Here is a 22881-nt window from a genome sequence, read left to right as displayed (position 1 = left end):
AGCACCGCCCATGCAGCAGCGTCCCGGCATACAGGGGCCGCCGCCCGGCTGCCCCGCCCACGCCAACGTCCCGTTCTACGGGCCTCAGTTCGGCTCCGATCCCGACAGCCACTACGAGTACCTGCGCTCCCTCGGTCCGAGCGCGCCGGTCGACGTCGCCCCGGACGTCCAGGTCGAGCTGGTCACCAGCTACGACGCCGCGCTGTACATCCTGCAGAACCCCGCCTCGTTCGTCCGGGACTCGCGGCGCTGGAACGCGCTGAACCAGGGGCGTGTCCCCGAGGACAGCCCGGCGCTGCCGATGATGGGGTACCGGCCCAACGCGCTGTTCAGTGACGGCGCGGCGCACGCCCGGCTGCGCCAGGCGGTCACGGACTCCCTGGCCAGCGTCAACGAGCTTCAACTGGTGCGGCAGACCCAGCAGTCGGCCGACTACCTGATCAGCCGGTTCAGCACCGACCGCCTCGGACAGGCCGAGTTGATGGCCGACTACGCCCAGCCGCTGCCGCTGCTGGTCTTCAGCGACCTGTTCGGCTGCCCGCCGGAGATCGGCGACCGTGTCATCGTCGGCATCAGCGGCATCTTCGACGGCACCCCCAACGCCGACCAGGTGCTGGGCGAGGCGCTCTCCGAGCTGATCGCCCTCAAGCGGCGCCGGCCCGGACAGGACCTGACCACGCGTCTGATGGAGCACGGCGCGGGGCTGACCGACGAGGAGGTGCTGCACCAGCTGGTGACCCTGCTGTCCGGTGGCACCGCTCCTCTGGCGGCGGCCATCGGCACGAGCAGCGCGCTGATCCTCGACGAGGAGTGGCAGGCCGGGCTGCCGATCGAGGACGCCGTCACCCGGGTCCTGTGGAACTACGCGCCGATCGCCAACTACGCGGCCCACTACCCGACGCACGACGTGGAGCTGGGCGGCAGAACGCTCAGGGCGAACGACCCGGTCCTCATCTCGTTCGCGGCGGCCAACACCGATCCCCGGCTGGCCGAACACCGTGAGCAGCTCAGCGCGAAGGCGCATCTGGCCTTCGGGGCGGGCCCGCACGCCTGCCCGGCCAAGGACCCGGCGTTCATGATCGCGGTCACGGCCGTCGAGTCCCTCCTCAACCGGCTGCCGGACGTCGAAGTTCGTGTACCGTTCAAGGACTTGAGCTGGGTTCCGGCCCCGTGGAGCCGTTCGCTGGTCGCCCTTCCTGTCCGGTTCACGCCCCGGGTCGTGGCGCCGACGCCCGCACAGGCGCAGACGCCGCAGACGGCCGCTCCGGCGACGCCGATGGCCACCGCCGCAGCGCCGCGGCCTGCGGCGACGTCCGCGGCCAAGCCCAAGGCGGGCATGTTCAGCCGCTTCCTGGCATGGACCCGAGGGGAGTGACGAAGGCAACCCCGGCGCGCATAGTCATTTCGTATGTTCAAGCCACCGCTGGGGTATGCATGGCGGCTGATGCCTAGAAAGGAGCCGTCGTGGAGACAGCGGTAACTCCGCCCCCCGACAGACGTTTTGCGGTCTCTCTCTTCTCTCGTCTTCGGACAGCGAAGGGCCAGGCCAACCCCTTTCCGATCTACGCGGAACTTCGGTCGAGGGGCGGAGTCGTCGCAGCGCCATGGGGAGGTCATCTCGTCACGCGCTTCGACCTGTGCGATCAGGTCCTGCGCAGCCGGGACTGGTTGGAACCGGACGCCCGCTGGCGAGAACAGCAGGGCGACGGCACCCGTTGGACTGCCCCCTCCTCCCGTGAGATGAGCAGGACGCTGCCCGCCCTCAATCCCCCCGAACACACCTGGGTGCGCCGGTCGGCCGGCATGTTCGACCGCACCTCCATGGAGGAGATACGCGGCACGGTCGGCCGCATCACGGGCCAGCTCATGGACTCCCTCGCCGTCCGGCTGCGCGACGGTGAGGCCGATTTCAACGCCCTGGTCAGCGAGGAGCTGCCGGTCGCCACGATCGGGCACTGGCTGGGCCTGCCGAGCGCCGACTTCCCCCGGCTGCGCGAGCTGACCCACGACCAGGTCTTCACGCAGGAGTTGCTGCCCTCGGCCAGTCAGCTGGCGCTGTCCGACGCGGCCACGGCCGAACTGCGTGCCTACTTCCTCGACCTGGTGCGCGAGCGGCGCGCCCACCCGGGCGACGACCCCGTATCGCGCTGGATCAAGCTCTGGGACGCCATGGAGAGCGACCAGGACAGGGCGGACGAGGCCGTCTACTTCCTGGCGCTCTTCGTGCTGCTGGCAGCCCTGGAGACGACGTCCACCCTGTTGTCGACCATGACCCTGCTGGTCCTCGAGCACCCCAGGCAGTGGGACCGGCTGACCATCCACCCCGACCTCGTGCCGGCCGCCGTGGAGGAGTCGTTGCGCTATGACCCGCCCACGCATGTGATCAGCCGTGTCTCCTCCAGGGACACCGAGCTGGGCGGTGTCGAGGTGCGCAAGGACGAGATGGTCCACCTCATGGTGGGGGCCGCCAACCGCGACCCCGCCAAGCACAAGGACGCCGAACTGTTCAACATGCACCGCAAACCGGCGCACCTGGCCTTCAGCGGCGGCATTCACTACTGCCTCGGCGCGCCCCTGGCCCGGATGGAGGCCCAGACCCTCCTGCACCACGTGGTCAGGCGCTTCCCGCGGCTCACGCTCGTGCGCCAACCGACGTGGGCGCCGCGCGTGGCGTTCCGGCGCCCGCTGAACCTGGATGTCGCTCTCATATGATCGAAATGACAAATACCTTCGACAACTTCCCCTACAAGGCGATACGGGTCGAGCAGGACGGGCCGGTCCTCCGGGTCGCGCTCAACCCGTCGGCGCAGGACAGCTCGCTGACGGTCGCCGCTCTCGACGACCTCGTCTCGCTGCTCAACAGCCTTCATGACCGGCCCGACATCCGGGTCCTGCTGCTGTCGGCGGTGGGCGACGACTTCTGTCTCGGCGCCGATCGCGACGAGTTCCAGGCGGCCCTGACGGAGGACCCGACCGGCGGCGCCATGCGGCGCATCGTGGACAAGGCCTACCGGGTGTGCGACGCCCTGGAGAACTCGCACGCGGTGACCATCGCCAGGCTCCACGGCAAGGTCGTGGGCGCCGGACTGGCGCTGGCCTCCTTCTGCGACCTGCGCGCCGGTGCGGACACCTGCCGGTTCCGCATGCCGGAGATCGCCCTCGGGCTGCCGCCCGCCTGGGGAGGTGCCATGGGCCGCCTGGTCGCCGAGGGCGGGTCCGCCAGGATCCGCGAACTCATGCTCACCTGTGAGCCGTTCGACGCCGGCACCGCCCATCGGCTCGGTCTGCTGCACAAGGTCGCGCCGGTGGAGGAGCTGGACGCGGTCGTCGACGCCTGGGTCAGGCCCCTCGTGCGGCGCGCGCCGGAGGCCCTGACCCTCACCAAGCGCATGCTCGCCGGCTACGCGCGGGCGGACCGCACCGCCGACGTCGCGCTGCTCGACGCGCATCTCCTCACCGCACAGCTCAGCCAGGGCCGGGCGGCGGCCCGGCGCTGAACCGTTTCCGCCCGTACGCGCCCGACTCCCCCCTGGTGTCGGGCGCGTACGGCGTTCGTGGCGTCCATGAGCGGCCCGGCCGGTACCGCACGGGGACGCATCCGCCGCTCCCCTGCGGTGGCGGATGCGTCCCCGGCGTGCGAGCGGCACGACGTGCCCCGGAGCCGGTCAGGCGGTGCCGGCCTCGGCCTCTGGGGCCGGGCGGGTCAGGACGAGGGCGATGACGACGACGCTGAGGATCGTGAACACGGCGACCAGGGCGACCACCGCGGCCGGGACGCCGCTGACGAAGAACGCCGGCAGGGCCGAGACCACCGACACGATCCGGGAGCCCGCCACGACGCGGGAACCCGTCCGGTTCAGCGTGCGCCAGGTGTAGACGACCGCGAGCACCGTGATCACGCCGAGCACGCCGTCGGCGATGCCGACGGCCATCGGCGGACCCTGGGTGTCCGCGTCGGGCTCCGGGAGCGTGACGAAGTTGGTCATGTCGAGCAGGCCCAGCAGGCCCGCGAGGACGAGGCCCACCTTGTTCTTGCGGGTGAGGCCGGGAACGGTTCCGGAAGGGCTGTTCGGGCTCATCTGGGCTCCTGTCTCGGGGAGTCGGGGGGCCGCCGGTGCGGCGACCCGGTGCGGCGAGCATGCGGCAGCCGAGTTCCGGCACGCATCGGTGGTTCGTCCCCGGCGGCAGGGAGGTTTTCCCGTACGTCCTGGGAGAAGAGCCTCCCCGACGGGAACCGGTCTCGGCCATCATCGGGACATGACCTCCGCGGCCCGTCCCATCCGGGTGCTCATCGCCGACGACCATCCCGTAGTACGGCGCGGGATGAGCGCCCTGCTGACCTCGCTGGCGGGGGTGGAGGTGGTGGCGGAGGCGGCGACCGGCGAAGAGGCACTGCGCGAGGCGCAGTTGAGCCGTCCGGACGTGGTCGTGATGGACATCCGGATGCCGGCCATGGACGGGGTGGAGGCCACCCGGCGGCTGACCGCGCTGCTGCCCGACGTCGCGGTGCTCGTCGTCACCATGTACGAGGACGACGAGACGGTGCTGTCGGCGCTGCGCGCCGGGGCCCGCGGCTATCTCCTCAAGGGCGCCCAGCAGGAGGAGATCCTGACCACCATCCGGTCGGTGGCGGCCGGACAGTTCGTCATCGCGCCGGGCGTGGCGGCCCGCCTGCTCGGCCAGGTGGGGCCGCCGCCCCGGCCTGCCGACCCATTCCCCGAACTGACCGTACGCGAACGGGAGATCCTCGACCGGGTGGCACGCGGCCACGGCAACGCACGGGTCGCGGCCGAGCTGGAACTGGCCGTCAAGACCGTCGCGAACCATCTGTCCGCCGTCTTCGCCAAGCTGGGGGTGAGCGGCCGGACCGAGGCCATCCTGCTCGCCCGCGAGCGGGGACTGGGTGACGACACGTCCGGCCCCGCCTCATGACCGCGCGCCCGCCGGCCGCCCTGCGCGGGGCGGCCCTCGCTCCGGTCGCCGGCACGGCGCTCGCCGCCCTGTGGTGGGCGCCGCCGTCCCCGTCCGAGCAATGGGTCCTGTGGGCCCTGGTGGTCGGCCTCGGACTGACGGCGTCGTACACCCTGGTCACCGCCCGGCGCGGCGCCTCGGCCGCCTCCCGGCTGCTCGGACTGTCCGCGGCGGCGCTGCTGAGCGCGCCGCTCGCGGCCGCGGCCGGTGTCCCGGACCTCGCCGTGGTGCCGGTGGTGCTGGCCTCGACGGTCACCGTGCCGCTGGCCGCCCTCCGCGTCGTCGAGGCGCGGCCGGTGTCGCGGACGCTGCGCTGGGCGGAGGCGTCGATCGCCCTCTGCGGCGCGGGCTGCGCGGCCGCGTCGCGGACGGGCGGCGAACCGGCGCTGATCGCGGCCGGGGTGGCGTCCGGGACGGCGATGTGCGCCGGCACCTGGGTGCTGTTCGAGCTCACCTCCGGCGACGACCGGCGCCGCGTGCTGTGGCTGGTGCTGGGCGCCGCCGGGACGACGCTGGCCGGGATGCTGCTGTTCGCGGTGGACAACTCCCTCACGCTCGGCTTCCCGGCCGGCGTGCTGACGGTCGGCGCGGTGTCCCTGCTGCTGCCGGGCGCCATCACGGTGGCGCTGGTCGCGCCCCGCGCGGTGGACGTCCGGGTGGTGATGCGCGGCGCCGCCGTCCTCATCGTCATGCTCGCGCTGAGCGCCGCGGTGTACGAGGGCATCGCCGCCGTCTGGGAGATGGCGGTGGGCGCCCGGCCGGACAAGGGTGTGCCTCCGCTGCTGGCGGCCGCCATCGCCGCCGGGTACCAGCCGGTCCGGCGTCATGTCGAGGCGGTGATGGACGAGATGCTGTTCGGCCGGTCGGCCGACGCGGTGGAGACGCTGACCCGTCTCGGCACGGACCTGACCGCCGGCGCCCCTCCCCCGCTGTGGCTGCACACCCTGCGCACGACGCTCGGCGTGCCCGGCATCGAGCTGCGCCAGGAGGACACCGTGGTCGCCACCGCGGGCGCCGTCGACGCGGATCACGTCCAGGTCACCGCCCTGCGCGCGGACGGTGAGAAGGTGGGCGATCTCGTGGTCGGTCTGCCGCCGGGACATCTGCGGCTGCCCCGAGCGGCCGCCGCGGTGCTCGACCTGGTCGCGGCCCCGCTGGCGCAGGCCCTGCACGCGGCCCGGCTCAGCGAGCAACTGCGCCTGTCCAGGGGCCGCACGGTGACCTCGCTGGAGGAGGAGCGGCGGCGTATGCGCCGCGACCTGCACGACGGTCTCGGCCCGACCCTGACCGGCATCGCCTACACGGCGGACGCGGTCGTCAACCTCATCGCCACCGACCCCGAGCACGCGGTCGAGACCCTTCGCGCGCTGCGCGCCGACGTGGGCGACACGATCACCGAGATCCGGCGGATCGTCTACGGGCTGCGCCCCCGCGCCCTCGACGAACTCGGCCTCGTCGAGGCCATCCGCCAGCGCACCGCACCGCTGCGGGTCGCCGACGGAAGCCCTCTCACGGTGACGGTCGACGCCCCGGAGCAGTTGCCGCAGCTTCCCGCGGCCGTGGAGGTCGCCGCCTACAGGGTGGCGGTGGAGGCCGTCACCAACATCGCCCGGCACGCCGCCGTGACCACCGCCACGCTCACCCTGGAGCTGCTCGGCAGCGGCCGTCTGCGGGTGACCGTCGCGGACTCCGGCCGCTGCGCCGAGCCGTGGACACCCGGCGTCGGCATCCAGTCCATGCACGAGCGCGTCGAACAGATCGGCGGCACCCTGACCGTCCGCACCGATCCCGAGGGCGCCACGATCATCGCCGAACTGCCCCTGTCCATCCCGGAGTGAGCTCGCTGTCACCGCTTCACACCTCTGGCCCCGGGGACTTACCGAACGGTATACAAGCCCAGTCGAACGTGCGACGGCGGCCTGCTGCCGCCGACCGCGCACGAAGTCCCGGCACAGGGGGAGGAACTGATGACCCGACAGAAAGGCGCGAGAGGGCGCCGGTGGCCGGCCGCGATGGGGGCGGCGCTCGGGGCGTGCGCCCTCGCCGCCGCTTCCACGGCGCCCGCCTCGGCCCACGGAGCCGGTACCGGCGCGGGGACCGGCCGTGCCCCGCACTACGTGTCGCTCGGGGACTCCTACACCTCCGGTCCCGGAATCCCGCGGCAGGTCGACGCCCGCTGCGCGCGCTCGGACAGCAACTACCCGTCGCTCGTCGCGGCGGACCGGAAGGCCGCCTCGTTCACGGACGTGAGCTGCGGCGGGGCGACGACCGAGGAGATGTGGAAGCCGCAGGGATCCAACGGCGCCCAACTCGACGCGCTGCGCAAGGACACCGACCTGGTGACGGTCCAGATCGGCGGCAACGACGTCGGGTTCGGCGCCATCATCGCCACCTGCGCCCAACTCGGCTCCCAGCAGCCGGAGTCGGACCCCTGCCGGCGCCACTACGCCTCGTCCGGCATCGACCGGCTGACGTTCGACATCGCGCGGACGGCACCGAAGGTGGACCGCGTGCTGCGGGCCGTGCACGCCAGGGCGCCGCACGCCCGGGTGCTCGTCGTCGGCTACCCGGACCTGCTGCCCGACGACGGCAGCGGCTGCTTCCCCTCGGTGCCGTTCGCCGCGCGGGACTTCCCCTATCTGCGGGACACCGAGAAACGGCTGAACACGATGCTCCGCCTGGTGGCCGCGTGGAACCGCGCGGAGTACGTCGACACCTACGGGCCCACGGTCGGCCACGACATGTGCAAGGCCCCGGCGGACCGCTGGATCGAGCCGTTGCAGCCGGCCTCGCCCGCGGCCCCGGCCCACCCCAACGCCAAGGGCGAGGAGGCCATGGCGCGTGCGGTGCTGAAGGTCCTGGACAAGCGGAACGGGCGGGGCTGAGTCCTGGCCGGCGGGCGTGCGGCGGGCACGGGACGGGCGCCCGCCGCACGCCGCCGGTACGGTCCCGGCACGGCCGGCGGGTCCGCGCGGCTCGTCACAGGCGCGGGCTGTCGAACCAGTCCCTCGTGTCGGGCCCCGTGGCCAGGAACAGCACGACGACGACCACGCCGGCCCGGACGCCGTTGCCGCCACCGTTCCGCGACCGGCTCAGACCGGTGCGCTCCGGCGGCCGGCGGTCTGGGCCGCACGCTGGGAGGCGCGGTGCCGCCGGCCGCGGCGGGTCAGGCCCCAGGGCTTGAGTACGGAGATCACCGTCATGAAGACGTACGCGGTCAGGGAGACGGCGGGGCCCATCAGGATTCCGTGGGAGCCGGCCGGCGGCTCGCCCGCGGCGACGTCCCGGACCATCGAGGTCAGCCCGGGGCGCAGCGCGAGAACCGTGGCGGCGGTCGTGGCCAGGGTGAGCCAGAACTTCGTGTAGACCCACCGGTGCCGGGCCAGCCCCCACGGGGTACCCAGGGACAGCACGAGACCGCTGAACAGGGTGGCGAACGCGACGGGGAGCAGGAGCCAGTCGGCGAGGAGTTTCATGGCGCGGACGGAGGTCTCCACGGTCACCGCGGACCCTGTGGTGACCGCGGCGATCGCGAGGGCGAGCAGTCCGAGGGAGAGGCCGAGCCAACTGGCGGAGGCGACCACATGGACCACGAGGAAGGCACGGCGTGCGGGGCGGCTTGTTCTCACCCGTCACACGGTGCCGGACGGTGGCGCGGACGGCGTCCGACGCAGGGAGTAACCCGGTGTACCGGCCTCGGCGTACACGCCTGGCCGGGACGCCTTGATCAAGGAGAGCGACATGCCCATCGAAACCGTCGAGCGATTCCTGACCGCCCTCGATCCGCAGCACCGGGAGCATGTCCAGGGGCTGTCACGCGAGGATCAGGAGAGCCTCGCCGCCGCCTGGGAGACGGAGCTCCAGCAGGACACCGACCTCGACACCCTGAGCGAACTGTCGCCGCCGGCGGCCGAGAGCGAGGCGGCGGCTCGCGTGGCCAGGAAGCTCCTCGAACACTGAACGAGGGACAGGACCCGGTACCCACGGTCGCCCCGGGGACCGGGTCAGCGGCGGACCAGCTGGGTCTCGGCGGCGTCCATGTCCGCCGCCGGGACCGGCGCGGGGCGGCGGGCGGTGTCGCTGACCTTGAGGAGGAGGGCGACGAGCAGCCAGTTGGCGACCATCGCCGAGCCGCCCTGGGCCAGGAACGGCAGGGCCTTTCCGGTGAGCGGGATGAGCCCGGTGACACCACCGACGACGACGAACACCTGGAGCATCAGCGTGGTCGCCAGACCGGCGGCCAGCAGCTTGCCGAAGGGGTCGGTCACGGTGATCGCGGTACGCAGGCCGCGCTCGACGAGCAGGGCGTACAGCAGGATCACGGCCATCACTCCGGCCAGGCCGAGTTCCTCGCCGACGGTGGTGAGGATGAAGTCGCTGCGCCCGGCGAAGCCGATGAGCTCGGGGTGGCCCTGGCCGATGCCGGAACCGAGCATCCCGCCGGAGCCGAACCCGAACAGTGCCTGGGCCGCCTGGTCGGAGATCAGCCCGGCCGGCCGCTGGTCCGGGGGGAGGTAGATGTCCATGGGGTGCAGCCAGGCGACCACCCGGCCGTGGACGTGCGGTTCGAAGGAGCCCACGACGAAGGCTCCGACGGCGAACATGGCGACGCCGAACACGACCCAGCTGGTCCGCTCGGTCGCGACGTACAGCATGATCACGAAGACGCCGAAGAAGATGAGCGAGGTGCCGAGGTCCCGTTCGAGGACCAGGACGAGCAGGCTGATGACCCACACGGCCGCGATCGGGCCGAGCTGCCGCCCCCGCGGCAGGTACATGCCCATGAAGCGCCTTCCGGCCAGGGCCAGGGCGTCCCTGCGCAGCGTCAGGTACCCGGCGAAGAAGAGCACGATCACGATCTTCACGAACTCGCCGGGCTGGAAGGACAGCGGCCCGAGGAAGATCCACCGCTTGGCGCCGTAGACGTCGCCGGGATAGAAGGCCGGGGCCATCAGCAGCACCAGGCCCACGGTGACGGCCACGTAGGGATAGCGCTGGAGCCGGCGATGGTCCTTGAGCCCGATCACGACCGCGATGAATCCGAGTACCGCGAGGCCGACCCACATGATCTGCCCGCCGACCGCCGTGGGCGAGTTGTACCGGGCCTGGTAGGCGACGTCGAGGCGGTGGATCAGGACGATGCCCAGGCCGGTGAGCAGGGTGGCCAGGGGCAGGATCAGCGGGTCGGCGTGCGGGGCGAACCGCCGTACCGCCAGGTGGCACAGCAGCGGGGGCAGGGCCAGAACGGCGACGTGGAACGCCAGACCGGGCGGCAGGCTGCCCGTCATGGCGAGTGAGCTGCCCGCTTGGCCGAATCCGCAGATGAGCACGGCGCCCAGCAGCAGCGCCAGCTCCTGGTTGCGGCTGACCTGATCGCCGCCCCGACTCGCTGATCCGGCTCGACTGCCCATGGCTGCTCCCCCTGTCGCGTTGCTCCGGACTCCCGTCTCCGGCCCGGTGACACCCGGCACGACTATACAGTTGCGCAATGACGCAACTAACCACCGAGGGTGGGGTGGCCGGGGTGCGGCGCCGGGACCCGCGGGTTTCCGGCGCCGGTGCCCGTCAGGCCCGGGCGGCCGCGGACACGGCCTGCCGGGCCGCCCGCTCCACCAGGGCGACGCCGTCACTCATCGACGCGCTGCCGTCGGACAGTACGGCGACGAGGTAGTGGTGTCCGCCCACCGTGATCCGGCCGACGCTGTTGACGTCCCAGAGACCGGAGGTGGTCCGCTGGAGCCAGCCGTTCTTCAAGGCGAACTCGGCGCCGGAGGCCGCCGAGACACCCCAGGCCTGCTCGCTCGCGACCCGGTTCATCAGCGACCGGATGTAGGTCCGGGACTCCTTGTTCAGCGGGGAGCCGGTCCCCGACGCCCCGGCGCTGTCGAACACGGACAGCAGAAGGCGGATCTGGTCGCTCGCCGTCGTCCGCGTCAGCCCCCACCTGCCGCCCGGACCACCCTTGGTCGAGGCCAGCCCCAGGCGCTTGTTGGCGGCCTGCAGACCCGGCGCCCGGCCGATCTCGCGCCACAGGGCGTTCGCCGCCGTGTTGTCGCTCTTGCGGATCATCGGCTCGGCCAGGCCGCGCTCCTGGGCGGTGAGATGCCGGCCCGCGTCCTGGGCCTGAAGCAGCAGCGCCGCGAGAATGTCGACCTTGATGATGCTGGCGGTGTCGTACGGGGCGTCCTGGCCGTACAGCAGCGGCTTCCTGCTCGCACCGTCGAGGTCGAGCACCGCCGCCGTCACCCGCGCCTTGCTCTGCGGGTGCGGCGCCGCCGGGACGGCCGCCGCGGCGTGGGCCTGCTGCGCCGGGGCGGGCGCGGCGACCGCGGGTGCCGCGTGCAGCGCGCCGAGGGAGAAGAGGGTCGTCACCGAGGCCAGGAGGGCGCCGGCGCAGGCACCGGCGCGGCTGACCCGGCGCCCGGACGAGGCCGCCGAGGTCTTCGCATGCGGCAGGGAACGCGGATGGGACATGATCGGACAGGCCTCCGCAATGGGTCGGCAAACGGGGGAAACTGCTTGGTGAAGGTAGACAAAATGTGCGTCTGGTGAAGTGGCCGCCGTCACTGCGAACCCGTTTCGGCCCGAATTGTGAGAAGACCCACCCGCTCCCCGGCCCGGTCACCGACGGCCCCGCGGCCGCCTCACCTGCGCCGTCGGGACGCCCGCTGCCGGGCCCTCGCGGAGCCGGGCGCCGCGCGCGCCACGACCGCCGGGACCACCATGGCCGCCTGCCTGGGACGTGGCGGCGCCGTCTGCCCGAGGTCGCGTTCGAGGTCGTCGAGGGCTCTGCGGGCCGCCGCGATCCGGGCGGCGAGATGCTGCTGGACGTCAGGGGAGCCACCGGCGTCCGCCGTGTCGGCGGGCTGGTCCCTCTCCAGCTCGCGGGCCTCCTCCAGGGACGTGATCACCACGCCGATGAGGACGTTGACCAGGACGAAGGAGGCCAGCAGGACGTAGGAGGCGTAGTAGATCAGGCTCCAGCGCGACACCTCCAGGCCGCTGTGCACCGCGTCGCCGATGCCGTCCAGGGTCATCAGCAGGAACAGGGTCAGCACGGCGCGGCCTATGGAGCCGTAGTGCTCGGGGTCGTGGCGGCCGAAGAAGACCCAGCCGACCATGGCGTACACATACAGCAGCAGGGCGCCGACCAGGAGGAAGCTCAGGGTGCCGGGCAGGCTGCGGACCACCGCGACCAGCACGATCCGCACCTGCGGCAGGAAGCGGGCCGTGCGCAGCACGCGCGCCAGCCGCAGCAGCCGCAGCACCGTGGCGTTCTCCCGTACGACGGGCACGAAGGCGCACAGGACGACGACCAGGTCGAAGGAGTTCCACGGGTCCTTCCAGAACTCCCGCGGGCGGTCGGCGTAGGCCAGCATCCGGACGAGGATCTCCACCGTGAAGGCGGCCAGGCAGATGTGTTCGGCCTGCCGTAACCAGTGGTGCCACTGCGTCGCCAGACCGGAGTACGTCTCCACGCCCAGCAGCCCTGCGTTGACGAGGATCACCGCGAAGACTCCGAGGGCGAACCAGCGGGCCTCGGTGACGGTCCGGCAGCGGCGGGCCAGTTCTCCGCGCAAGGACCGTAAGGCGATGTCGGGGTTGTGAACGTGCTGCTCCGGCATCTGCTGCCCTTGCTCCTTCGCATGCGGTGGCCCGGCCGACCGGGCTGGAAGGGCGGGCTCGTTGAAGGATGATCATCCTCCAGGTCGGCACTCCGCGGCACCGTGGATCGCGGCACGTTCGCGGACCGCGTACCGCATGTCGTGCGTGCGGTACGCGATCGCCGTGTGCGCTCAGTCCCGGGGCCGCGGTCCGGTGATCACCTGCGGGTGCCGCACGAGGGGCAGAAGGCCGCGCCGTCGGGCAGGTCCTGGTGGCAGGAGGAGCAGTTGTCGGTCTGGGCGAGGCGGTGTCCGCACGAGGGGCAGAAGGCCGCGCCCCTGGTCTCGGTGCGGCACAGCGGGCAGACCAACTGACGTGGCGTGGTGGCGTCGTAGTCCTGGCCGCGCTGCTGACCGGCGTCGTAGGCGCGCTGGGCCACCATGTCGTTCAGGCCCCGCTGCTGGGCCGCCTGGGCCTCCGCCGCGGTGTCCGGGGAGCAGGTGAGGCAGAGCCCGAGGCCCGGGTTCCAGCAGCGGGCGCAGACGTAGGCCGTGCAGCGGGGGCAACGGTCGAAGTGGCCCTGGGCGTTGGCGATGGCGCGGGTGAAGGCCGCGTCCCGCTGGGTTCCGTAGTTCGCGCCGGCCAGCCCGTCGGCCGCGTTGGAGACGCCCTGGGCGGCACCGCCGCCGATGACCGACCAGGCCGCGTTCACCCCACGCGACAGCCAGCCCGCCATCTGGCCCGCCCGGAAGGGCTCGAAGGGGGAACGCCAGGTGTCGGAGCAGCGTGAGCAGTAGAACTCGAACTGGAAACCGGCGCCGGTTCCGTGCTCCTGACACAGGTCGCGGTGGTTGTTGCTGAAGTAGATCTCGGTACTCATGGTGCGTTCCCCCCAGGGCCGACCCTTGTGACGGTGTTCCGACCGCGCGACGCCCGTCTCGTCGTGCGGGTGTCCGGAATTCTGCCAGGAGTGCGGGCGCCCCGGCACCTGCCGTCCGCCGACTGATCCTGGGACAAAGGGGTACGCGTGTGGTGAACAGATACAGCTGAAGACTCGGGCAGCGCCGGCGCTGCCCGCGGGCTCGGCCCCGTGGACGTCTTGTGCCTGCGCTCGTCGGGTTCTGGCTGGTTCTGCCGACCTCGGGTCGAAGGGATTCCGGTCATGGCTGACGACACCAGCGACTCCGTGCGCGAACAGGCCCGCCCGGCGGATCCGCGGCCGGTCGCCTACGCGGATCCGGCCCCGCTGGGCCTGGCGGGGTTCGCGATGACCACCATCCTGCTGTCCATCCTCAACACCAACCTGCTCAAGGAACCCGGCGCGATCCTCCCGGTGCTCGGGCTCGCCGCCTTCTACGGCGGTCTGGCGCAGTTCGTCGCGGGGCTGTTCGAGTTCCGCCGCGGCAACACCTTCGGCGCGACCGTGTTCGGTTCCTTCGGCGCGTTCTGGTTGACGTACTGGTGGCTGGTGCCGCGGGTGGCGGCCTTCGACGCGCACAACGGCCTGGGCCTGTTCCTGCTCCTGTGGGCCATCTTCACCGCCTACATGGCGGTGGCCGCGCTGCGCACCAGTCTCCCCGTCCTCGGGGTGCTGGTACTGCTGACCATCACCTTCGTCCTCCTGGCGATCGGCGAGTTCCAGGGTGGTCCGGCACCGCAGGTCGCCACCCAGGTCGGCGGCTGGTTCGGGATCGCGACGGGGCTGGTCGCCTGGTACGCCTCGGCGGCCGGGGTGATCAACTCCACGCACCGGCGGACGCTGCTGCCCACCTGGCCCCGCTGAGCCCGCAAGGCAGTGCAATACAGCGCCGTTTCGGGGTACCCGACCCGGTGAGGCATTTCTAGGAGGCGGTCATGCTCGTCCTCGGCGTCATCCTGCTCGTCGTCGGCTTCGTCACCGGCATCTCGATCCTGTGGACCATCGGCATCATCCTGGCCGTGATCGGCCTGATCCTGTGGGTCCTCGGGTCGTTGGGGCACGCGGTCGCGGGTCGCCGTCACTACTGGTGACCGATCAGCGACGACGGGGGCGGCGGCCGGCGGGCCGCCGCTCCTTCAGTGCCGGCCGAGGTGGGTCAGAACGGCGACGGCCGCGGGGGCGCCGAAGGTCCAGACCCAGGCCATCGGGCGGCCGTAGTTCAGGGTGCGGCCCCATCCGTAGCGCTTGGGGACCACCACGCGCGCATCGTCGCGGTCGTAGTAGAAGATCCCGCACCAATGGCGCTCGTCGTCCGGGTCCACGGCCCGCCTCCCTCCGTCCGACGCGGGCGTCACGGTGGTCCTCGCAGGGGAAAGGCGGTGTGCGCCCGCGGTCGGCCAGCCTACCGACCCGGCGCTCAGTGGGCGTGGCCCGAGCCGCGGCCGGACATCCGCCAGATCCTGATCTCGCGCAGCAGCCCCGGCATCTCCTTGATCAGCACCGCGACCACCAGCCCGCCCACCAGGGCGGCCTCCACCGCCAGCAACTGTTTCGCTGTCATCCCCGTTCCTCCCTTCCGACTCACCCGCTCCTGACATCGGTCCCGAACCACGACGCGCCCCGTCATCCGGGCGAGATGTTCGGCATGGCCTTCATGATCGTGTCGTGCTTCTTCCAGTGGATGCCCGTGGACCGCCGGGCGTCGGAGGTGCCGTCCCGGTGGTGTCCCGTCTGCCGCTCGTACGGGCCCCAGTTGCCCTGGTGCAGTCCGGAGACGTGCCCGGGGGTGTCGGGCTTCACGTCACGCCTGCCGACTCTGATCGTGCCCATGGTCTGCTCCTCGTCTCCCCCGGTGCCTTGGCGCGTTCAGCCTTGGTCGGTTCCGTAGGTGGGGGTGTGGGTGGTGGTGAGGGTTTTGCCGTTGCCGAGGTACATGTGGACGCCGCAGGGGAGGCAGGGGTCGAAGCTGCGGACGGTGCGCATGATGTCGACGCCTTTGAAGGTGTCGGGGTCGTTTTCTTCGAAGATGGGTTGTCCTTGGACGGCGTCTTCGTAGGGGCCGGGGGTGCCGTAGGGGTCGCGGGGGCTGGCGTTCCAGGGGGTGGGTGGGTAGGGGTGGTAGTTGGCGATTTTCTGGTTTTTGATGACGAGGTGGTGGGAGAGGACGCCGCGGACGGCTTCGTGGAAGCCGCAGCCGATGGCTTCGTCGGGGACTTGGAAGTTTTCGAAGACTTTGGTTTCGCCGGCGCGGACGAGGGTTTGGGCTTGTTCGAGGAATTGGAGGGCCATGGCGGCGGCGTAGGCGATGAAGTAGGGGCGGGCTCGGTCGCGTTCGATGGTGTTGGACCATTGGGGGATGGTCCATTCGAGGGTGGTTTCGGGGAGTTTTTCGCCGTGGGGGAGGGTGATGCGGACGCTGTGGCCGGTGGCTTTGATGTAGGGGGTGTCGACGAGTCCGTTGAGGGCGGTGGACCAGAGGCGGGCGAGGGGGCCGCCGCCGGTGTCGAGGGCGAGGTGCTGGCCGGTTTCGGGGTGGTGCCAGCGGGGGCTCATGACCCAGCTGTAGTTGTGGTCGAAGGCGCGTTTTTGGGGGTGGGGGAGGGTGGTCTGGTTCCAGGGGTGGCGGATGTCGACGGGGTTGCCGAGGGGGTCGTGGGTGACGAAGGGTTCTTCGGAGGTCCAGTCGTCGTAGTAGGAGGAGCCGAGGAGGATGCGCAGGCCGAGGTTGATGTCGACGAGGTTGTTGGTGACGAGTTGGCCGTCGACGATGATGCCGGGGGTGACGTACATGGCCTTGCCCCAGTGGTTCATCGTTTCGTAGCGGTAGTCGACGATGTCGGGGTTTTGCCAGGCGCCCCAGCAGGCCAGCAGGATGCGGCGGCGGCCGACTTCTTCGTAGCCGGGCAGGGCCTGGTAGAAGAAGTCGAAGACGTCGTCGTTGAGGGCGACGGCTTGTTTGACGAAGTCGATGACGCGCATGAGGCGGGCGAGGTAGTCGGTGAAGACGGTGGGTTGGGGCATGGTGCCCACGCCGCCGGGATAGAGGGTGGAGGGGTGGACGTGGCGTCCTTCCATGAGGCAGAACATTTCCCGGGTGATGCGGGACATCTTCAGTGCCTGTTTGTAGATTTCGCCTTCGAAGGGGTTGAAGGCGCGCATGATGTCGGCGATGGTGCGGTAGCCGTGGAGGTGTCCTCGGGGGGCTTCGGTGCGTTCGGCGCGGGCGAGGACGCTGGGGTTGGTGGCTTTGACCATGGCTTCGCAGAAGTCGACGAAGACGAGGTTGTCCTGGAAGATGGTGTGGTCGAACATGTACTCGGCGGCTTCGCCGAGGTTGGTGATGTGTTCGGCGAGCGGTGGGGGTTTGACGCCGTAGGCCATTTGCTGGGCGTAGTTGGAGCAGGTGGTGTGGTTGTCGCCGCAGATGCCGCAGATGCGTGAGGTGATGAAGCCGGCGTCGCGGGGGTCCTTGCCCTTCATGAACACCGAGTAGCCGCGGAACAGGGACGAGGTGGAGTGGCACTCCACGACCTCCCGGTTCGCGAAATCGATTTTCGTGTAGATGCCCAGATTCCCGATGATCCGCGTGATCGGATCCCAGGACATGTCCACGATCTGAGCGGGCTTACGCCCCGCCCGACGCGCCTCGGTGGTCGTCATCTCGGTCTGGACCTCGTTCCTTCAGGGACGCCAGCGCGGGTCGAAACCGCTGGTCAGTTTGCGTTTGTTGTGGCGCCACTTGGGCTCGTGGTTCACCATGTCGTTCGTCAGGCCGCGCAGTCGCCGGATGACCGCCCCGTAGGGCTTGACCAGCATCGACGACAGGGTTCCTCCGGGGGGCTCGTCCATGAACGGCATGAACGCGTCGGGGAAGCCCGGCATGGTGCAGCCGATGCAGATGCCGCCGACGTTCGGGCATCCGCCGATGCCCGCCATCCAGCCCCGCTTGGGCACGTTGCAGTTCACGACCGGCCCCCAGCACCCGGTCTTCACCAGGCACTTGGGCGAGTTGTAGTCCGTGGCGAAGCTCGCCTGCTCGTAGTACGAGCCCCGGTCGCAGCCCTCGTGGACCGTCTTGCCGAACAGCCACTGCGGGCGCAGCATGTGGTCCAGCGGCGGCGGCGGTGCCGTTCCCGCCGCGTGGTAGAGCACCCAGATCAGGGTCTCCATGAAGTTCTCCGGCTGGATCGGGCAGCCGGGCACGTTGACCACCGGCAGGCCGCTCTCCGCCTTGAAGTCCCAGCCCAGATAGTCGGCCAGCCCCATGCAGCCCGTCGGGTTGCCCGCCATCGCGTGGATGCCGCCGTAGGTGGCGCAGGTGCCGGCCGCCACCACCGCCCAGGCGCGGGGGGCGAGTTGGTCGATCCACCAGTTCAGCGTCTGCGGTTCCCCGGTGTCGGGGTCGTTGCCGAACGAGGTCCAGTAGCCGTCCCCCTCGATGATCCGCTGGTTCGGGATCGAGCCCTCGATGACCAGGATGAACGGGGTCAGCTCACCGCGTGCCGCGGCCCGGTAGGGGGCGAGGAAGTCCTCGCCGCCCAGGCTCGGCGAGAGCACCTTGTTGACCAGGTTCACCTTCGGCAGACCGGGGATCAGCCCCAGCACCACGTCCTCGATGGAGGGCTGGTCGGCCGCGGTCAGCGAGACGGTGTCGCCGTCGCAGCTCATGCCCTCGGAGATCCAGAGGATGGTGATCTCGTCGACACCCGGGCGTTCCTCGGGCGTCGCGGGCTCCCGGCTGACTGCAGCGGTGCCGCCTTGGGTCGTCATGTCGTCGGCCTCCCATGGGGTCGGTGGCGGAGTCGGTCGCAGCCGGCGGCCCGAGGACCGCGGCATGCCGGGACGGACGTCGCGGTACCGGCCGGACCGGCCGGGGAGGACGCGCGGTCCTCCGGGCCACGGCGGCGCGACGCACCCACCGAATCCCTGACCAGGCTCACACCGGTCGAGGAACACCGCTCGTTGTGACGGTCAGTGGAGTGAACGGCGCCGCCGCGACGCGGCCGGGACGCATCGAGCCGGACCCAGTCATGACAACGCCGTCGACCGGACCGAGCGAGGTGCGCCACCGCCGCGCGGACCGAGCTGCTGCGCCACCGCCGCACGGACCGGGTTCAGTGCGCGACCGCCACACGGGTCGAGCGCGAGGTGCGAGGCGCCACGGCCACACGGGTCGAGCGCGAGGTGCGAGGCGCCACGGCCACACGGGTCGAGCGCGAGGTGCGAGGCGCCACGGCCACACGGGTCGAGCGCGAGGTGCCGCCGGCCCTGACCAAAGACGGCGGCACCGTCGCCCCGGTCAGGGCCGGGAAACCATGCCGCCTCGCGCGGCCACCCTTCCTCCGCCGACCGGTCAGAGCTCGGCGGTGGGCCAGCCGAGGAGGCGCGCGCCGATCACGGCGGTCTGGAGCGTGTAGCGGTGCACGGGGTCGGACGGGTCGGCTCCGGTCAGCTTGTGGATGCGCTCCAGGCGGTAGGTGAAGGCGCGCACGCTGAGGTTGAGGCGGCGGGCCGCTTCCGCGGCCGTGCAGCCGGCCTCGAAGTAGGCGGTCAGCGTGTCCAGGAGCGGCTGGGCGCCGCCGCGGGCGGCCGTCAGCGGGCCGAGCATGTCGCGGACCAGGTCGGCCATGGCCTGCCGGTCGCGAGTCAGCACGGGGTAGACCAGAAGGTCGGCGGCCCGCAGGACGGGATCCTGGAGATCGAGCCGGTCGGCGAGTTCCAGCGCGTTGAGGGCCTCCTCGTAGGAGTGGACCACTCCCCCGGCGCCCGGGTGGGGGCGCCCGATCGCGACCCGGCCGCCCTCGGTGGAGGCGTACGCCTGCTTGGCGAAGAACGCCAGGACGTCGTCGTGGTCGCCCGGGGCGATGCAGATGAGCCGGCCGTCCTTGGTGGTGAGCAGGATGCGCCGGTCACCGAACCGGGCGACCACCTCGCTCTCGACGTACCGGGCGGCCGGGTGCGTGTCGTCGACGGGATCCCCGCCCTGGGCCACGGCCACCGCATGGGCTCGGGAGAAGAGCAGCCCGTAGCGCTCCGCGCGTTCGCCCAGGCGCCCGAGGTCGCTGCGGCCGTAGAGCAGGTCGTCGATGAACTCCCGGCGGGCGGCCTCCTCCTTGCGCATGGCGAGCTTCTGCGCGCGGTCGTGGCCCTCGGCGAACGCGTCGACGGCCTGCTCCACCGCGGTGAGCACCTGTTCGACGCCGGCGGACGCCAGCGCGGGCGCGAAGGCCCTCGCCTCGGCGAGGTGCCGGCGGACGAGACGACGCAGTCCGTGGCCGTCCTCCGCCGCCCGTTCCCCGTGGGCGCGCAGCAGGTCCAGTTCGTCCCGGGTCAGACGGCGTCCGGTGGCACAGACGTCGGCCAGGATCTGCACGTACCCCGTCAGATATTCGTCGGGTACCTCTGGCCCCGTCACTCGCCCTCCCCTGTCCCCTGGTCCGCGCACGTCATCGGCGTTTTCTTGACGCACGCCCGACAAGATTGACAGACGGCTCCGCGCCCCTCGCGGACGGACCGTTCCGTACTCACCACCGAGGGCCCGCACTGTGACGCAACTCACCACATAGATGGGGGCAAGCAGATATAAACGCGACATAAGGGGGAATTTGGTTCTGTAGGAGGACTCCACACTGGCAATCTCATGGAGAGGAGACGGCAGCGATGTCGTATCCGCAGCACTCCACCGGCATGAGCTCGCACCCGGAGATCGCCGAGATGCGAGAACGCCTCGAACGGACGGCCGCCAGCAACCGGGCGATCGTCATCGAGGGAATGATCGTCCTGGCCGGTGTCTACGCCGCGATTTCCCCGTGGGTGGTGCACTTCGCCGCCCAGCCGAGTCTCGCCGTCAACAACCTGATCATCGGCATCACCGTCGCCCTGGTCGGTCTCGGCCTCACCCTGGCCCCCGAGCGCATGTTCCGCCTGGCATGGATCGTCGCCCCGCTCGGCGTGTGGCTGATCATCTCCCCCTGGGTCGTGACCGCGGCCCACGGTTCCCGGGCGGGCATCATCTGGAACAACGCCTGGGTGGGCGCGATCACGGCCCTGCTGGGGCTCGCCACCATGGGGCTCACCGTCGGAATGACCCGCCGCAGGCGCCGGTGACGATGACGCCGGGCGCGCGCCCGACCCGTACCCCGTACGCACCGAAGGGACCTGGCCACAGAGGCTTTCCGGCCGTGGGCCGTACCTCGCACGACAGCGGGTACGGCCCACTGTCATGATCAACAACCCGTGGGGTTAGCATATGAGCGCCGCCTAGCTCGAAAGATAGATCTGTGACTGTCAACGACGACTCGTTCACCAACTGGAAGCACCGCGAAGAGATCGCGGAGTCGATGATCCCGATGATCGGGAAGCTGCACCGGGAGCGGGACGTCACCGTCCTCCTCCACAGCCGCTCCCTGGTGAACAAGTCGGTGGTGAGCATCCTCAAGACCCACCGGTTCGCCCGCCAGATCGCCGGTGCGGAGCTGTCCGTCACCGAGACGCTCCCCTTCCTGCGGGCCCTGACGACGCTCGATCTCGGGCCGTCCCAGATAGACATCGGCATGCTGGCCGCGACGTACCGCGAGGACGCCCGCGGCCTGTCGGTGGAGGAGTTCACCGCCGAGGCCGTCGCCGGCGCCACCGGTGCCAACAAGATCGAGAGCCGCGAGGGACGCGACGTCGTCCTCTACGGCTTCGGCCGCATCGGCCGGCTCGTGGCCCGCCTGCTCATCGAGAAGGCCGGCTCCGGCAACGGTCTGCGGCTGCGCGCCATCGTCGTCCGCGGAAGCGGCGGCCGGGCCTCCGAGGACCTCGTCAAGCGCGCCTCGCTGCTGCGCCGCGACTCCATCCACGGCCAGTTCCAGGGCACGATCACCGTCGACGAGGCGAACAGCGCGATCATCGCCAACGGCAACGAGATCAAGGTGATCCACGCCGACGACCCGGCGTCGGTGGACTACACGGCGTACGGCATCAAGGACGCCATCCTCATCGACAACACCGGCAAGTGGCGCGACCGCGAGGGCCTGTCCAGGCACCTGCGCCCCGGCATCGACAAGGTCGTGCTGACCGCGCCGGGCAAGGGCGACGTCCCCAACATCGTCCACGGCGTCAACCACGACACCATCAAGCCGGACGAGCAGATCCTGTCCTGCGCCTCCTGCACCACCAACGCGATCGTCCCGCCGCTGAAGGCGATGGACGACGAGTACGGCGTGCTGCGCGGCCACGTGGAGACCGTCCACTCGTTCACCAACGACCAGAACCTGCTGGACAACTACCACAAGGCCGAGCGCCGGGGCCGCTCCGCGCCGCTCAACATGGTCATCACCGAGACCGGCGCCGCCTCTGCCGTGGCCAAGGCGCTGCCCGACCTCACGGCGAAGATCACCGGCAGCTCGATCCGCGTGCCGGTGCCGGACGTCTCGATCGCCATCCTCAACCTGCAGCTGGCGCGCGAGACCAGCCGCGAGGAGGTCCTGGACTACCTGCGCGACGTGTCGCTGACCTCGCCGCTCAAGCGCCAGATCGACTTCACCAGCGCCCCCGACGCGGTCTCCAGCGACTTCATCGGCTCGCGCCACGCCTCGATCGTCGACGCCGGCGCCACCAAGGTCGAGGGCGACAACGCGATCCTCTACCTCTGGTACGACAACGAGTTCGGCTACTCCTGCCAGGTCATCCGCGTCGTCCAGTACGTCTCCGGGGTGGAGTACCCGACCTACCCGGCGCCCGCGGTCTGATCCGCACCTGCTGTCCGACGGCGGGGCGCGGTGTGTGAGACTGCGCCCATGATTCGCACCGCGACCCCCGCCGACGTCCCCGTCATCCACGCCCTGATCTGCGAACTGGCCGAGTACGAGAAGGCCTTGGACGAGGTACGGGCGACGCCGGAGCAGCTCGCCGAGGCACTGTTCGGCGAGCGGCCCGCGGCGTTCGCGCACATCGCGCAGGACGCGGACGGCGACGTGGTGGGCTTCGCCCTGTGGTTCCTCAACTTCTCCACCTGGCGGGGCGTGCACGGCATCTACCTGGAGGACCTCTACGTCCGCCCGGAGGCCCGCGGCGGCGGATACGGCCGGGCCCTGCTGACGGAACTGGCCCGGGTGTGCGTCGAGCGCGGGTACGAGCGCCTCGAGTGGTCGGTCCTGAACTGGAACCGGCCGGCGATCGGCTTCTACGAGGCCCTTGGTGCACGCCCGCAGGACGAGTGGACGGTGTACCGGCTGACCGACGAGCCGCTGAAGGCACTGGGGGCGGGGGCCTAGCCACACCCGTCCCGCATGCCTCCCCCACGCCACCCGTTTCCCGGGCGGCGGTACACCGGCCCCGACGGCAACACGGCCGGTGGAGGTCCTGGCTGGTGGGGGTCCTGCCCGTGGATGAGGATGAAG

The 22881-nt window shown here is 71.0% G+C and carries 24 protein-coding genes; 12 read left to right on the top strand and 12 right to left on the bottom strand.

The features are described from left to right. Positions 1-10 precede the first annotated feature (10 nt). From OIE49_RS34480 to OIE49_RS34470, 3 genes are all read left to right on the top strand, one after another. On the top strand, positions 11-1375 hold the full coding sequence (locus OIE49_RS34480; RefSeq protein WP_100572492.1) for a cytochrome P450: 1365 nt from the start codon (positions 11-13) through the stop codon (positions 1373-1375). 89 nt (positions 1376-1464) lie between these two features. Beyond that, a complete protein-coding gene (locus OIE49_RS34475; RefSeq protein WP_326805725.1) occupies positions 1465-2712 on the top strand; it encodes a cytochrome P450 in 1248 nt (415 codons plus the stop codon). A 5-nt stretch (positions 2713-2717) separates the two neighbouring features. Then, positions 2718-3497, top strand: a complete 780-nt coding sequence (locus OIE49_RS34470) for an enoyl-CoA hydratase/isomerase family protein (protein WP_401743703.1) — start codon at positions 2718-2720, stop codon at positions 3495-3497. A gap of 168 nt (positions 3498-3665) precedes the next feature. Here the strand turns inward: OIE49_RS34470 and OIE49_RS34465 are convergent, their stop codons facing one another. Continuing rightward, on the bottom strand, positions 3666-4079 hold the full coding sequence (locus tag OIE49_RS34465; RefSeq protein ID WP_326805723.1) for a hypothetical protein: 414 nt from the start codon (positions 4077-4079) through the stop codon (positions 3666-3668). A 178-nt stretch (positions 4080-4257) separates the two neighbouring features. Here OIE49_RS34465 and OIE49_RS34460 point away from each other — a divergent pair, with 178 nt between their 5' ends. The 3 genes from OIE49_RS34460 (at position 4258) to OIE49_RS34450 (ending at position 7856) form a co-directional block, all read left to right on the top strand. Further along, positions 4258-4932, top strand: a complete 675-nt coding sequence (locus tag OIE49_RS34460; protein WP_326805722.1) for a response regulator transcription factor — start codon at positions 4258-4260, stop codon at positions 4930-4932. Then, positions 4929-6809 (top strand): sensor histidine kinase, encoded by a 1881-nt coding sequence (locus OIE49_RS34455; RefSeq protein WP_326805721.1) that lies wholly within the window; start codon positions 4929-4931, stop codon positions 6807-6809. The genes OIE49_RS34460 and OIE49_RS34455 overlap by 4 nt, the downstream gene beginning before the upstream one ends. Before the next feature lie 129 nt (positions 6810-6938). After that, entirely contained in the window at positions 6939-7856 is a 918-nt protein-coding gene (locus tag OIE49_RS34450) for an SGNH/GDSL hydrolase family protein (protein ID WP_326805720.1), read from the top strand. A 207-nt stretch (positions 7857-8063) separates the two neighbouring features. Here the strand turns inward: OIE49_RS34450 and OIE49_RS34445 are convergent, their stop codons facing one another. Beyond that, positions 8064-8600 (bottom strand): DUF2269 domain-containing protein, encoded by a 537-nt coding sequence (locus tag OIE49_RS34445; RefSeq protein ID WP_326805719.1) that lies wholly within the window; start codon positions 8598-8600, stop codon positions 8064-8066. Positions 8601-8712: 112 nt separating this feature from the next. Here OIE49_RS34445 and OIE49_RS34440 point away from each other — a divergent pair, with 112 nt between their 5' ends. Beyond that, positions 8713-8931, top strand: a complete 219-nt coding sequence (locus OIE49_RS34440; protein WP_326805718.1) for a hypothetical protein — start codon at positions 8713-8715, stop codon at positions 8929-8931. A gap of 44 nt (positions 8932-8975) precedes the next feature. Here the strand turns inward: OIE49_RS34440 and OIE49_RS34435 are convergent, their stop codons facing one another. The 4 genes from OIE49_RS34435 to OIE49_RS34420 all read right to left on the bottom strand — a co-directional run bounded on the left by OIE49_RS34435 (position 8976) and on the right by OIE49_RS34420 (position 13456). Continuing rightward, the gene (locus OIE49_RS34435; protein WP_326805717.1) at positions 8976-10382 is read right to left on the bottom strand and encodes an FtsW/RodA/SpoVE family cell cycle protein; all 1407 of its coding nucleotides are present in this window, start codon (positions 10380-10382) and stop codon (positions 8976-8978) included. A 154-nt stretch (positions 10383-10536) separates the two neighbouring features. Then, positions 10537-11445 carry a serine hydrolase gene (locus OIE49_RS34430; protein ID WP_326805716.1) on the bottom strand — a complete coding sequence of 303 codons (909 nt, stop codon included), beginning with the start codon at positions 11443-11445 and terminating at the stop codon, positions 10537-10539. A gap of 170 nt (positions 11446-11615) precedes the next feature. Beyond that, positions 11616-12596, bottom strand: coding sequence for an ion transporter (locus tag OIE49_RS34425; RefSeq protein ID WP_326805715.1), 981 nt, complete (start codon positions 12594-12596; stop codon positions 11616-11618). A gap of 197 nt (positions 12597-12793) precedes the next feature. Further along, on the bottom strand, positions 12794-13456 hold the full coding sequence (locus tag OIE49_RS34420; RefSeq protein ID WP_326805714.1) for a zinc ribbon domain-containing protein: 663 nt from the start codon (positions 13454-13456) through the stop codon (positions 12794-12796). 282 nt (positions 13457-13738) lie between these two features. Here OIE49_RS34420 and OIE49_RS34415 point away from each other — a divergent pair, with 282 nt between their 5' ends. Further along, a complete protein-coding gene (locus tag OIE49_RS34415) occupies positions 13739-14359 on the top strand; it encodes an acetate uptake transporter (RefSeq protein ID WP_326805713.1) in 621 nt (206 codons plus the stop codon). A 71-nt stretch (positions 14360-14430) separates the two neighbouring features. After that, positions 14431-14586 (top strand): DUF6131 family protein, encoded by a 156-nt coding sequence (locus OIE49_RS34410; RefSeq protein WP_326805712.1) that lies wholly within the window; start codon positions 14431-14433, stop codon positions 14584-14586. Positions 14587-14631: 45 nt separating this feature from the next. Here OIE49_RS34410 and OIE49_RS34405 read toward each other — a convergent pair whose 3' ends face one another. The 6 genes from OIE49_RS34405 to OIE49_RS34380 all read right to left on the bottom strand — a co-directional run bounded on the left by OIE49_RS34405 (position 14632) and on the right by OIE49_RS34380 (position 19910). After that, positions 14632-14817 (bottom strand): DUF5808 domain-containing protein, encoded by a 186-nt coding sequence (locus OIE49_RS34405; protein WP_326805711.1) that lies wholly within the window; start codon positions 14815-14817, stop codon positions 14632-14634. 95 nt (positions 14818-14912) lie between these two features. Beyond that, complete coding sequence (locus OIE49_RS34400; protein WP_326805710.1) at positions 14913-15056, bottom strand: hypothetical protein; 144 nt, start codon at positions 15054-15056, stop codon at positions 14913-14915. A 62-nt stretch (positions 15057-15118) separates the two neighbouring features. Further along, positions 15119-15325 (bottom strand): hypothetical protein, encoded by a 207-nt coding sequence (locus OIE49_RS34395; protein WP_100572507.1) that lies wholly within the window; start codon positions 15323-15325, stop codon positions 15119-15121. Between the two features lie 36 nt (positions 15326-15361). Next, entirely contained in the window at positions 15362-17155 is a 1794-nt protein-coding gene (locus OIE49_RS34390; RefSeq protein WP_326805709.1) for a nickel-dependent hydrogenase large subunit, read from the bottom strand. Between the two features lie 21 nt (positions 17156-17176). Next, on the bottom strand, positions 17177-18265 hold the full coding sequence (locus OIE49_RS34385; protein ID WP_100572718.1) for a hydrogenase expression protein HypE: 1089 nt from the start codon (positions 18263-18265) through the stop codon (positions 17177-17179). A gap of 583 nt (positions 18266-18848) precedes the next feature. Then, positions 18849-19910: a PucR family transcriptional regulator gene (locus tag OIE49_RS34380; protein ID WP_326805708.1), complete on the bottom strand. Its 1062-nt coding sequence runs from the start codon at positions 19908-19910 to the stop codon at positions 18849-18851. Between the two features lie 245 nt (positions 19911-20155). On the opposite strand from OIE49_RS34380, the gene OIE49_RS34375 reads away from it, so the two are divergent. The 3 genes from OIE49_RS34375 (at position 20156) to OIE49_RS34365 (ending at position 22755) form a co-directional block, all read left to right on the top strand. Continuing rightward, positions 20156-20602 carry an SPW repeat protein gene (locus OIE49_RS34375; protein ID WP_100572720.1) on the top strand — a complete coding sequence of 149 codons (447 nt, stop codon included), beginning with the start codon at positions 20156-20158 and terminating at the stop codon, positions 20600-20602. A gap of 173 nt (positions 20603-20775) precedes the next feature. Next, positions 20776-22230: a glyceraldehyde-3-phosphate dehydrogenase gene (locus OIE49_RS34370; RefSeq protein ID WP_326805707.1), complete on the top strand. Its 1455-nt coding sequence runs from the start codon at positions 20776-20778 to the stop codon at positions 22228-22230. Between the two features lie 48 nt (positions 22231-22278). Continuing rightward, positions 22279-22755 (top strand): GNAT family N-acetyltransferase, encoded by a 477-nt coding sequence (locus tag OIE49_RS34365; RefSeq protein WP_326805706.1) that lies wholly within the window; start codon positions 22279-22281, stop codon positions 22753-22755. Positions 22756-22881: the final 126 nt, after the last annotated feature.

It is taken from the genome of Streptomyces sp. NBC_01788, from assembly GCF_035917575.1.
Lineage (GTDB): Bacteria > Actinomycetota > Actinomycetes > Streptomycetales > Streptomycetaceae > Streptomyces.
Note: the sequence above shows the minus strand (reverse complement) of the source record. Positions and strands in the feature narration are given on the sequence as shown.

Excerpts from the sequence above, each read along its gene's own strand:
- OIE49_RS34460 (WP_326805722.1), top strand. The coding sequence starts at position 4,258 with ATGACCTCCGCGGCCCGTCCCATCCGGGTGCTCATCGCCGACGACCAT.
- OIE49_RS34465 (WP_326805723.1), bottom strand. The coding sequence starts at position 4,079 with ATGAGCCCGAACAGCCCTTCCGGAACCGTTCCCGGCCTCACCCGCAAG.
- OIE49_RS34425 (WP_326805715.1), bottom strand. The coding sequence starts at position 12,596 with ATGCCGGAGCAGCACGTTCACAACCCCGACATCGCCTTACGGTCCTTG.
- OIE49_RS34415 (WP_326805713.1), top strand. The coding sequence starts at position 13,739 with ATGGCTGACGACACCAGCGACTCCGTGCGCGAACAGGCCCGCCCGGCG.
- OIE49_RS34390 (WP_326805709.1), bottom strand. The coding sequence starts at position 17,155 with ATGACGACCACCGAGGCGCGTCGGGCGGGGCGTAAGCCCGCTCAGATC.
- OIE49_RS34450 (WP_326805720.1), top strand. The coding sequence starts at position 6,939 with ATGACCCGACAGAAAGGCGCGAGAGGGCGCCGGTGGCCGGCCGCGATG.
- OIE49_RS34410 (WP_326805712.1), top strand. The coding sequence starts at position 14,431 with ATGCTCGTCCTCGGCGTCATCCTGCTCGTCGTCGGCTTCGTCACCGGC.
- OIE49_RS34400 (WP_326805710.1), bottom strand. The coding sequence starts at position 15,056 with ATGACAGCGAAACAGTTGCTGGCGGTGGAGGCCGCCCTGGTGGGCGGG.
- OIE49_RS34375 (WP_100572720.1), top strand. The coding sequence starts at position 20,156 with ATGTCGTATCCGCAGCACTCCACCGGCATGAGCTCGCACCCGGAGATC.
- OIE49_RS34440 (WP_326805718.1), top strand. The coding sequence starts at position 8,713 with ATGCCCATCGAAACCGTCGAGCGATTCCTGACCGCCCTCGATCCGCAG.
- OIE49_RS34365 (WP_326805706.1), top strand. The coding sequence starts at position 22,279 with ATGATTCGCACCGCGACCCCCGCCGACGTCCCCGTCATCCACGCCCTG.
- OIE49_RS34480 (WP_100572492.1), top strand. The coding sequence starts at position 11 with ATGCAGCAGCGTCCCGGCATACAGGGGCCGCCGCCCGGCTGCCCCGCC.
- OIE49_RS34420 (WP_326805714.1), bottom strand. The coding sequence starts at position 13,456 with ATGAGTACCGAGATCTACTTCAGCAACAACCACCGCGACCTGTGTCAG.
- OIE49_RS34430 (WP_326805716.1), bottom strand. The coding sequence starts at position 11,445 with ATGTCCCATCCGCGTTCCCTGCCGCATGCGAAGACCTCGGCGGCCTCG.
- OIE49_RS34455 (WP_326805721.1), top strand. The coding sequence starts at position 4,929 with ATGACCGCGCGCCCGCCGGCCGCCCTGCGCGGGGCGGCCCTCGCTCCG.
- OIE49_RS34435 (WP_326805717.1), bottom strand. The coding sequence starts at position 10,382 with ATGGGCAGTCGAGCCGGATCAGCGAGTCGGGGCGGCGATCAGGTCAGC.
- OIE49_RS34395 (WP_100572507.1), bottom strand. The coding sequence starts at position 15,325 with ATGGGCACGATCAGAGTCGGCAGGCGTGACGTGAAGCCCGACACCCCC.
- OIE49_RS34385 (WP_100572718.1), bottom strand. The coding sequence starts at position 18,265 with ATGACGACCCAAGGCGGCACCGCTGCAGTCAGCCGGGAGCCCGCGACG.
- OIE49_RS34470 (WP_401743703.1), top strand. The coding sequence starts at position 2,718 with ATGACAAATACCTTCGACAACTTCCCCTACAAGGCGATACGGGTCGAG.